General features: G+C 70.9%; 3 protein-coding genes. All 3 read left to right on the top strand.

What is annotated here, in order from left to right:
- Positions 1-272 precede the first annotated feature (272 nt).
- Positions 273-950 (top strand): ABC transporter permease, encoded by a 678-nt coding sequence (locus ACWCQ6_RS37040; RefSeq protein ID WP_451096871.1) that lies wholly within the window; start codon positions 273-275, stop codon positions 948-950.
- Positions 947-1,624, top strand: a complete 678-nt coding sequence (locus tag ACWCQ6_RS37035) for an ABC transporter permease (protein ID WP_451096873.1) — start codon at positions 947-949, stop codon at positions 1,622-1,624. The genes ACWCQ6_RS37040 and ACWCQ6_RS37035 overlap by 4 nt, the downstream gene beginning before the upstream one ends.
- On the top strand, positions 1,621-2,027 hold a 407-nt coding region (locus ACWCQ6_RS37030; protein ID WP_451096869.1), incomplete at its 3' end, for a glycine betaine ABC transporter substrate-binding protein. The genes ACWCQ6_RS37035 and ACWCQ6_RS37030, both read left to right, overlap by 4 nt.

Genomic DNA, 2,027 nt, shown 5'->3' with positions numbered 1-2,027 from the left:
GGGACGTTCCCGAAAACCATGCCCAACCCCCATAGACCGCCCCCGCCGGGGTTGACGAAACAGATAGGGGCACCCCCCTGGACGAACCGGCGCGGCTGCCCGGAGCGGTGTTGCTCGGCGGCACCGGAGGTCTGAGCGGCCGACAGGCGGCCGCTCGGACCGGACGACATCACCGTGCGCACGGCCGAGCGGCCCGGAGCGTCGGCACCCGCGTAGCCCCGGACGGGCGATCACGGCGCGCGTCCACCCGGCCCCCGCGCTTCAATGGACGGGTGACCGCGCCCCCGGACGACTGCCTGGCGCGCAACGAGTGGCTCTGCGGGGCCTATCTGTCCAGCCGCCGCGAGATCCTCTGGGACGCCGTCGTGCAGCACCTCCAGCTCACCGCGGTCTCGGTGCTCATCGGCCTGGTCCTCGCCGTTCCGCTCGCCCTCGCGGCGCGGCACCGGCGCTGGGCGGCGGGTCCGGTGCTCGCCGTGACCACCATCCTCTACACCGTGCCGTCGCTCGCCATGTTCTCGCTGCTGCTGCCGGTGTACGGACTCTCCGCCTCGCTCGTCGTCGCCGGGCTGGTGCTGTACTCGCTCACCCTCCTCGTACGGAACATCCTCGCCGGACTGCGCGCGGTGCCCGAGGAGACCCGGCAGGCGGCGCGCGGCATGGGGTACGGACCCCTGCGGCTGCTGCTCGCCGTGGAGCTGCCCCTCGCGCTGCCCGCCGCCATGGCCGGACTGCGGATCGCGACCGTCTCCGCGGTCTCCCTGGTCACGGTCGGGGCGATCGTCGGCTACGGCGGACTCGGCAACCTCATCTACTCCGGGATGAACACCTACTTCAAGGCCCAGGTGCTCACCGCCTCCGTCCTGTGCGTCGTCATCGCCGTCGCTGCCGACCTGCTGCTCCTGCTCGCGCAACGACTGCTCACCCCATGGACCCGGAGGCAGCCGTGAACACCCTCGCCGACGCCTGGTCCTGGCTCACCACCTCCGCGAACTGGTCCGGTGACGGCGGCATCCGGCAGCGGCTGGGCCAGCATCTGTTCCTCACCGTCGTCTGCCTGCTGATCAGCTGCCTGATCGCACTCCCCGTTGCGCTGGTCCTCGGCCATCTGGGCAAGGGCGGCGCACTCGCCGTCAACATCTCCAACATAGGCCGGGCAGTGCCCACCTTCGCCGTCCTGGTGCTGCTGCTCCTCACCCCGATCGGCGGGCACGGCGAGTGGCCGACCATCATCGCTCTCGTGCTCTTCGCCGTACCGCCGCTGCTCACCAACGCCTACGTCGGCATGCGGGAGGTCGACCGCGATGTCGTATGCGCCGCCAGGGGAATGGGCATGACGGGCAGACAGCTGATGCTGGGGGTCGAAGTGCCGCTCGCCCTCCCGCTGATCCTCACCGGGGTGCGGATCGCCGCCGTCCAGCTCGTCGCCACCGCCACTCTTGCGGCACTGGCAGGCGGCGGGGGCCTCGGCCGCATCATCACAGCGGGCTTCAACCTCGCCTCCACCGCCCAAGTGGTCGCCGGGGCGGTCCTCGTCGCGGTCTTCGCGCTGATCGTCGAAGGACTCTTCGAGGTGGGCCGGCTGCTCGTGCCCGACCGGTTCCGCGGCGGGGGATCCGGATGAGGCCGTGGACCACCGTCCCCGCGCTGCTCGTCCTGCTCGCGGCGGCCGACTGCGCCACCGGTCCCTCCCTGGAGAACCAGGGCGAGGTCACCGCATCGCCGGGCGACAGCAAACACCTCACCATCGGCTCCGCGGGCTTCACCGAGAGCGATCTGCTCGCCCAGATGTACGCGCTGCTGCTGGACCGGGCCGGCTACTCCACGAAGATCATCTCGGTCACCAACCGGGAGATCTACGAACCGGCGCTGGAGAGCGGCCAGATCGATGTCGTGCCGGAGTACGCCGCCACCTTCGCCGACTGGCTGAACGCCAAGAAGAACGGCGCCGACGCCGCCCCGGCCGGTTCGCCCGCGAACGCCTGGCGGGTCTTGGTGAGGAAGTCGGCGACCTGGGTGTTGTTCAC

It is taken from the genome of Streptomyces sp. NPDC001880, assembly GCF_053594575.1.
Note: the sequence above shows the minus strand (reverse complement) of the source record. Positions and strands in the feature narration are given on the sequence as shown.